The 8,251-nt window shown below is 42.1% G+C and carries 6 protein-coding genes; all 6 read left to right on the top strand.

Annotated features, from left to right (window positions below; translation table 11 throughout):
- The coding region (locus tag AC58PQ_RS23100; protein WP_497245750.1) for a cohesin domain-containing protein at positions 1-1,471 on the top strand (1,471 nt) is incomplete at its 5' end.
- Between the two features lie 267 nt (positions 1,472-1,738).
- Positions 1,739-2,119: a hypothetical protein gene (locus tag AC58PQ_RS23095; protein WP_497245748.1), complete on the top strand. Its 381-nt coding sequence runs from the start codon at positions 1,739-1,741 to the stop codon at positions 2,117-2,119.
- A 284-nt stretch (positions 2,120-2,403) separates the two neighbouring features.
- Complete coding sequence (locus AC58PQ_RS23090) at positions 2,404-3,579, top strand: S-layer homology domain-containing protein (protein ID WP_497245746.1); 1,176 nt, start codon at positions 2,404-2,406, stop codon at positions 3,577-3,579.
- A 259-nt stretch (positions 3,580-3,838) separates the two neighbouring features.
- A complete protein-coding gene (locus tag AC58PQ_RS23085; RefSeq protein WP_497245744.1) occupies positions 3,839-5,467 on the top strand; it encodes a response regulator in 1,629 nt (542 codons plus the stop codon).
- Positions 5,464-7,260 (top strand): cache domain-containing sensor histidine kinase, encoded by a 1,797-nt coding sequence (locus AC58PQ_RS23080; RefSeq protein ID WP_497245742.1) that lies wholly within the window; start codon positions 5,464-5,466, stop codon positions 7,258-7,260. The genes AC58PQ_RS23085 and AC58PQ_RS23080 overlap by 4 nt, the downstream gene beginning before the upstream one ends.
- Positions 7,250-8,236 carry a substrate-binding domain-containing protein gene (locus AC58PQ_RS23075; RefSeq protein WP_497245740.1) on the top strand — a complete coding sequence of 329 codons (987 nt, stop codon included), beginning with the start codon at positions 7,250-7,252 and terminating at the stop codon, positions 8,234-8,236. The genes AC58PQ_RS23080 and AC58PQ_RS23075 overlap by 11 nt, the downstream gene beginning before the upstream one ends.
- Positions 8,237-8,251: the final 15 nt, after the last annotated feature.

Here is an 8,251-nt window from a genome sequence, read left to right as displayed (position 1 = left end):
ATCCTCAAATCGGAATTTTATATTCGATCTAGGTAGCGAGATCCCGATTTATGACATGCTTATCGACTCCATTACGGACGTGGTAACTTCCGGTAAGATTGAATTCAGTTCCGATGGAACGAACTGGCGTGAACCGATCACCTTCATCAACGCGGGAAATATCAATATCGTCAACTGCGGAGGTAAATTGGGCCGTTATGTAAGGCTCACCGATAGCGTACAGAACCAATGGATCAAGGTCAACGAAGTCAAGATCAATACAACCGTCAAGGAGGACGCCATCCCTCTCTCAGGTAATCTGAGCGGCAAAGAGATGCTGCTGCTCGATAATGATATTTTCAGCAATGTTGAAGTCGGCAACTCGGCGGGAGAACTGACGTACAACAACATCGACACCCCCGGCGCGACCAAGTTGATCCTGTTGAAAAACGAGGGATCGGCTGTGAAACTGCAAGTCAAAAAAGCCGCGCCGAATGCGGAATGGATCGACGTCGGAACATTTACGGGTCTGCATCAAATCATTGAGCTGCAAGCGTATGGGCCTGTTAGCGAATTTAAATTGAAATGGGAAGCGAATTCTGGTCTGCGGTTAAACGAACTCTATTTCGGTGCAGGAGCTCCTGTCGAGATACCAAAGGACCCTGCAATCGTATTAGGGGGCGAAGATACGGTTCAATCCGGCAAAGAGTTCACGATTCAGCTTGGTATAGAAAATGTGACGAAAAGTGTGTATGCGCTGGACGTTTCCATGAATTACGATTCCAATCTGATGGAGTTCGTGTCGGCAGATACGCTGAAGGACGGTATTAGCCTGTTCACGACACCGATGAATACACCTGGCGAACTTCGTCTGATTATGGCGAGCGAGGGTGCCGAAAATGCTGTCACTGGCAGCGCGCAGCTGCTGAAGCTGACGTTCCAAGCGAAAAATGTGCCGCAAGCGACGGAAGGGGTCATCACGGTATCCGATTTGACTTTGGCCGATTATCAGGGAACGGAAACGCAGTTGCCCTCAACTTCGAAGGGTATTCAAATCACACTTCCACCAGTTAATAAATCGGCTCTGAATGAACTTATTGGTGAAGCACAAACGGCGCACGATGCTGCAGCGGAAGGAACGCAAATCGGCCAGTACTCCGTTGGTGCGAAGCAACTGCTTCAAGCGGCTATCAATGCGGCTCATGTGGTGGCTGATCATTCGAACACAACGCAAGAACAAGTGGATGTTGCTGTTGTAGCATTGCAGCAGGCGTTCGATGCCTTTAAGGCCTCCATTATTACAAGAAGCGCGGAAGATTTAAACAACGATGGCAAAGTGAGCATCGGCGATCTTGCGATCATAGCGAAGAATTATGGCAAGACTTCTAGCAGTCCAGATTGGGAAAACGCGAAGAAGGCTGATATCAATCACGACAATAAGGTCGACATCACTGACCTTGCTGGAGTCGCACAGAAGATATTGCAGCAATAAGGTTATCGGTAGCAGAAATTGAAGAAAGTAGATGATCCGCCAGTATGTTAAGCTGCTGGTGGGTCATAACAGACTGTTTACTAGGCCAGATGACTCCGTTTACAAGCATTTGATCGGCTGCAACATGTCACGGTGGATAAAGCCATTAAACGCTAGAAAAACAAAGGTCAGGAATGGATTCCTGACCTTTGTTTTATTGACTAAAAGAAGGGGGGGAGACAGTGGATTTTTAACTATTTACAGTACTAAATTCAATGGTTGTAAATCGTGAAAGTTACTATGATTGGGATTTGTCATGATTTACAGGTGAAATTTCGGGAATATTTGAAGCTTTCGATCTCCGTCGGTATTTCGCAATCGCATGCTTTGCCATACATCACAGATGGCAATTTCGAATCGAAGCAGGCGATGAAGTACCGCATGATATCAGATGAAGGTATGGTTATGACTTATCAAGCCGCCTGCCGCTACCTGCCGCTATCGAAATACATGCTCAGATCGATATTTGAATCAGCTGTCGGGCAGGATTTAACGATGCGACTTATTTTTCCAACCTATTTAAGAAATAAGTGGGCCTTACTCCGAAGGAATATCGAAATAGGCATCTGTAGTACGAAGTTTTCGGACGAAGTAACGATGAGTAATTAGGAGGATATAATCACATGCCTGTATACTATTTCGAGCAGTTATGGACGCCACTTGAACTAATCGGGATTCGTTTTTATCGAGATGACCAAAATGGTAAATGGATAAAATGTTGGAACAGACCTAGACGACGTATAAAATTCATTGTATAGATGCGGAAATCTGAGACTAGTTGGCACTGTGAAGAAAGCCGGCAAAGTTTACATTATTGATGTTGCTAGGGCTGCCAAAACGATCTTGCAATAAACCAACCCACACTATGTTATACGAAAGGGAGAATTTCTTCGATGATAAAAAAAATACACGTATTTAGTCTGATATTTCTCTTAACAATGATTGTACTTCCACCACTCGGTATACAAGCAAACTCCGGCCCGGCCTTTTTGCTTTCTATCTCGGATGACAGCATATCGGCAGGCGATAACTTCCAAGTGACGGTGAGTGGAAAGCAAGTAAGCGACTTGTACGCATATGAGGTCAATTTATCTTTTGATACCAGCCATTTGAAGTATATCAATGGTTCAGGTGATAGCAGCGGATTTACAGTGGGGCCTCTTGTGAAAGGGAACAAAATTCAAATTGCGCATACACAAACAGGCAATGTTTCAGGAAAGAACGGGGATGTGACACTGGCAACGCTGACATTTCAAGCGGAGAGTCAAGGATCGGCCGAAATTACACTGGACAGCTTGAAACTGGTGAATTCGCAGTTAGCGTCTACTGTTGTTTCTAGCAACAGTAAGGTATCGGCTAATATTGACAACAGGATCTCGACCAAACCTACAAATGATGTGTTAAATAGCGATGTGTTTAATAGCGACATTGTTAGTGTAAAAGATTTGGTTCAAGCCATCCAGGCTAAGGTAGAGGAAGCCAAGACATCTAATACGAAGATTGAACTGGCTGACATTAAAGGACACTGGGCCGAAAAAACCGTCGATACGTTTGTGAAACTGGGCGTTATCGATGGGTATGAGGATGGATCGTTCCAACCGGATGGCCAAATTACACGTGCTGAGTTTGCAGCGATCATTGCGCGCGTATTTGATATCAGCAGCGGCGCTAATCATTCCGCCCAACTAAACGATATCGACAGTCACTGGGGTAAAGGCGTTATTGAGAAACTCGCTAGTGCAGGGGTGATTGCCGGTTACGAAGACGGAACATTTAAGCCGGACCAAACGATCAGCCGTGAGGAAATGGTTGTCATTTTATCCCGTGTTCTCAACTTGAGTAAACTGGGTAAAGATCCTTCCAAGGGCAACTTGACAGATTTGGCAAGTGCAAGCTCCTTTGCAGTGAACGAAATTAAAGATGCGGCTGAAGCAGGCCTCATCAGCGGCAAGAACGATGGCATATTTGATCCGCATGGCAACGCCTCACGTTCAGAGGCGCTTACGGTTGTTCTGAATGCATTGAACCTTAACCCTCAAATAAAAACATTATTGGAAAGCTTGGACTAATCATTCGTCTTTAAGCAGATCTGTGATATTCGCATAGGTCTGCTTTTAATTAAGGAGCTGAGAAGGGTACTACAATACCCTTTTCACCTGCCGAGGCAGGCTATTGTGATTGCCTCGATTTCAATAAACTCATAAAACATATATAAATGCTCTATGTCCAATTGAGTGCAACGACTTGTAAAATAGTGGAAAATAAATTTTTTGGGGTATTCCCCAATCACTTATACAAAAGATTAGAGCAGCACAAGAGGTGAACATATTGTATAGAATCGTGATCGTAGATGACGAAGTTGAAGTAAGGGAAGGTATTAAAGAGACCATAGAGTGGGAGCAACACGGTTTTGAGTGTATTGGTGTTTATAGGAATGGCAGTGAAGCTTTGGAAGCCATATCGGAACTAAGACCAGATCTTGTTTTGTCTGATATCTGTATGCCAATTATGGACGGCATTGAACTGACTAGACAAATACATTTAAAATTTCCATTTATCAAGGTGATTATCCTTACAGGTCATGATGAGTTCGACTATGCTCAGAAAGCACTTCGTTTGAAAGTACATGATTTTATTGTAAAACCAATTACGGCTAACGAGCTTCGAAGTTTGCTAGATAAAGTAAAAGCTGATATGGATATGGAAACAGAGAATCGGGAAAATCTTTCTCATCTCAAGATGCAACTCCACCAAAGCTTGCCATTATTAAAGGAACGGTTTTTAGAACAGTTAATCAACGGGACATTAAGGGGTGACACCATTCACGATAGGATGCAATATTTCGGTATTCCGTTGATGTCACCACCTTATCTTGTCGTAGCCATAGAGATTGACGAGTTAGACGAACATATTAAAGGAAAGTGGGACTGGCATAACGATCCAGAGCTTTTCCGGTCCGCAGCCTTCAATATTATTCAAGAAGTTATGGAGGGAAAAGAAGCGGTCCTCTTTCGAACGAGGGAAGAAAGAATGATCGTTATCTTTTCTGGAGAGTCGGAAGGTGAGCCTTATGAGACCGCTCTCAATGTAACGGAAGTGATTCGTTTCTGTGTGGAGAAATATTTAAAGTTCACGGTTACCATTGGTGTGGGTATCCTATGTAGAACGATGAACGAACTCTCGCATTCTTACAAAGGTGCAATTTCCGCCTTGGATTACAGATTCCTTCTTGGTGAAAATAGGGTTATTAGCATTCTGGACATGGAATGGGCGAATAAACCCGAGCAGCAGCTTAACATCGAATGGAACCGCAAGTTTTCTACTCTGATAAAAACAGGGACATTCGAAGAAGCCAAAGTACTAATTGGACAATTAATAAATAGCCTGAAGGCTTCCTTGATGCCAATGAGTGGCTGTTATTTGCAAATTCAATCGATCATTATCGCTATTGTCAATACGATTCACGAAGTAGCTGGGAACGACATTGTTCATTTTAAAGGACATGACATGGTACTCCAAGATATCAATCGCTTCAAAACATTGGATGAAATTGAAACCAGTCTCATCAAGATTTGTAAAGAAGTCATTTCCTATATTTCGGAGCAAAGACAAGATCAATCCAAGATACAGGTTCAGAGTGTGATTGCCTATATTGAGAAGCACTATATGAAGGAGAACCTTTCAGTCGATGAAATATGCCGCCACGTCCACTTAAGCAAAAGCTACTTCAGTACTGTATTTAAGCAGCATAAAGAATATACGATTATGGAATATGTGACAGGGGTTCGAATTGAAAAAGCAAAGAATTTACTACAGTATACGCCGTTGAAATCTTATGAAGTAGCATCCAAAGTAGGCTACAGCGATCCCCAATACTTTAGTGTACTGTTTAAGAAACAAACGGGAGTGACGCCTACCGGGTTCCGAGAAAAGTTGTTGAGGGAGAAAGTCCAATGAGAAAAGAAAGAGACGTAGGATTGTTTCTTTTTAAATTTAGAAGCATCCAGTCCAGTATTTCTGTCGTCTTTTCTTGCTTAATTTTATTTCTAATTGTTATCACGAGCTTTATTTCCTACTTTCTCTCGGCTGACGCCGTAGAAATGAATTCCAAGCACTACATATCAAAAATTATTCAGCAGGTAAATATCAATATCCAATCCTACATAACCAACATGGAAGATATCTCTATACTGGCATCGACGAATAAAGATGTGAAATATTACATTACGGAAACGAGCTTTATTAGCGATGAGGAACGCAGGCCGTATGAGAAAAGAATATCCGATTTATTTCAATCGATATTAATTACCCGTAAAGATATTGCCTCGATTATGGTTTTTGGATATAATAATCGCTTTGTCTCAGATCGCAGAATTACAAGTTTGAATGTAAACGCCAACATGGAGGAACAGCCTTGGTACAAAAATGCGAAAGCGGAGGGCGGTAAGTCGGTGATCTCTGCCCCGCATGTGCAAAACATTATTCAGAATGAGTACAGGTGGGTGGTTTCATTAAGCCGGGAGTTGAAGAGTGCAGACGGCATTACAAGTGAAGGCATTTTTTTGGTTGATTTGAATTTGAGCGCGATTAACGAAATTTGCAACCATATTAACCTGGGCAAAAGAGGATATGTATTCATTGTAGATAAGAATGGAAACATCGTTTATCACCCGCAGCAAAAGCTGATTAACAGCAAGCTGAAAGAGGAAATGATAGATGAAGTCAAGCAATCCAGCAGCGGAAGCTTCATAACTGGTGAGGGAAACAAAAAAAGGATCTACACCACACAAGAGACTCACTTCGGTTGGAAAATAGTTGGTGTCGCTTATGCAAGCGAGTTGATCGCTAACCAGTATCAAATCAATTTGTCTTATTTTTTATGGACAATTGTAGCTATAGTTATCGCATTGTACCTATCTTTCTTCCTTTCCCGCCATCTCTCGCACCCCATCAAGATGCTACAGAGCAACATGAAGCAAGTGGAAAAAGGTGACTTCAGTATCCGATCTGAATTTCGGAGCGAAAACGAAATTGGACAGCTGGGTCATACCTTCAATATCATGGTTGGCCGAATCAAAGATTTAATGAATCAAATTATTCAGAATGAAGAAAGTAAACGAAAGAATGAAATGAAGCTGCTTGAAGCACAGATTAATCCCCATTTCCTGTATAATACGCTAGATTCGATTATTTGGATGGCGGAACGTAAGAAGTACGATGAGGTTGTTCTGATGACTTCTTCTCTAGCCAAGCTGTTTCGCTCGATTATTAATAAAAATAATGAAACGGTCCCCATTCGGGTAGAACTTGAGCATATTACCAGTTATTTGTTGATTCAAAGATTGAGATATAAGGATAAGCTGGATTTTCATATTGACGTTGACCCTAGTATTCTTGACGTGCATATTCCTAAAATTATTTTGCAGCCTATTGTTGAAAACGCCATTTATCATGGTATCAAAAATAAGTTAGAAACCGGTCTAGTTAAAATAACGGGCAGAGATGACGGGGAAACGATCGTTTTTGTTGTTGCAGATGATGGGGTAGGCATGGAAACGGAAAAGCTAAATCACATTTTGAAGGTGAAAGAAGGCATCATGGGGGGGATTGGGGTTATAAATGTAAATGAGCGAATCAAACTTTTCGGGAATGAGTTTGGTCTTTCTTTTAAGAGCGAAAAGTGGGAAGGTACTGAGGTTACGATCATATTACCCAAATGTGCCCAGAAAGGAGTTATAGATGGCCCTTAAAAAGCCGGTTTTTTTGGCAGTGCTGCTTATAATTGCTATCGGATTTATTGTGGTCTTCAGTGTGGAAATGCTGCACATCACGAATCAAAGAAAGTTTGAAATAGCAGTTGTTTTAAAAACGAACAATATTCGATCAGACTATTGGCAAATGGTTAGTGAAGGTGTGAAAGCGGCTGCGAAGGAATATGCTGTAAATATCGAGATCACAGGCCCGATAACAGAAACGGATACGGTTGGACAAATTCGCAATATAGACGAAGTTCTACTGAAAAAGCCTGATGCTATCGTTCTTGCAGCAACCGATTACGATCGGCTTACGCCAGCAGCTCAAAAAATAAAGGAGTCCGGCATTAAGCTTATCTTGATCGGCTCATCGATCCATGACTCGGACGCGACTAGCCTAATTACAACTAACAACAACCAAGCGGGGAGAAAAGCTGGCTTGATACTGGCTGACGAGCAGAAAGGCAAATTATTCAGAGTTATGACGCTCAGCAGCAAAGGATCGATAGCGGAGCAGGAACGTAAGGACGGATTTAAGGAAGCGATTGCTGAATTCCCTGGAGTTGAATATGCAGGAAATTACGAGTTCGACGGAACAGAGGATTCAGCATACGATCTGGTGAAGAATTTGCTGTTCTTTTATCCGGATATCCAAGGCATTGCCGGATTGAATGAAACTTCTGCTTTAGGTGCAGCAAGAGCTGTTAAGGAAAAAAGAATGACAGATAAAATGAAGATTGTAGGCGTTGACAGTTCCATTTATGGGATCAAATTATTGGAAGAAGGAATATTACAGGCATCTATTGTACAAAAGCCGTTCAATTTAGGTTATATGTCCATTGAAACGACAGTACAGGCACTAAACGGGATTAAAGTGAACCCACAGGTAAACATAGATGCTGTAGTTATTACCAAAGAAAATATGTATACGCAGGAAAACCAAGAGTTGCTTTTCCCTTTGGTTGAGAAGTAGTGGTATGACGGAAGG

It is taken from the genome of Paenibacillus sp. J22P143, from assembly GCF_059692035.1.
The sequence above is the reverse complement of the archived record's forward strand: the minus strand, read 5'-3'. Positions and strand labels throughout refer to the sequence as shown.

Bases quoted from the DNA above. Each gene is read 5' to 3' on its own strand.
- AC58PQ_RS23075 (WP_497245740.1), top strand. From the start codon at position 7,250: ATGGCCCTTAAAAAGCCGGTTTTTTTGGCAGTGCTGCTTATAATTGCT.
- AC58PQ_RS23080 (WP_497245742.1), top strand. From the start codon at position 5,464: ATGAGAAAAGAAAGAGACGTAGGATTGTTTCTTTTTAAATTTAGAAGC.
- AC58PQ_RS23090 (WP_497245746.1), top strand. From the start codon at position 2,404: ATGATAAAAAAAATACACGTATTTAGTCTGATATTTCTCTTAACAATG.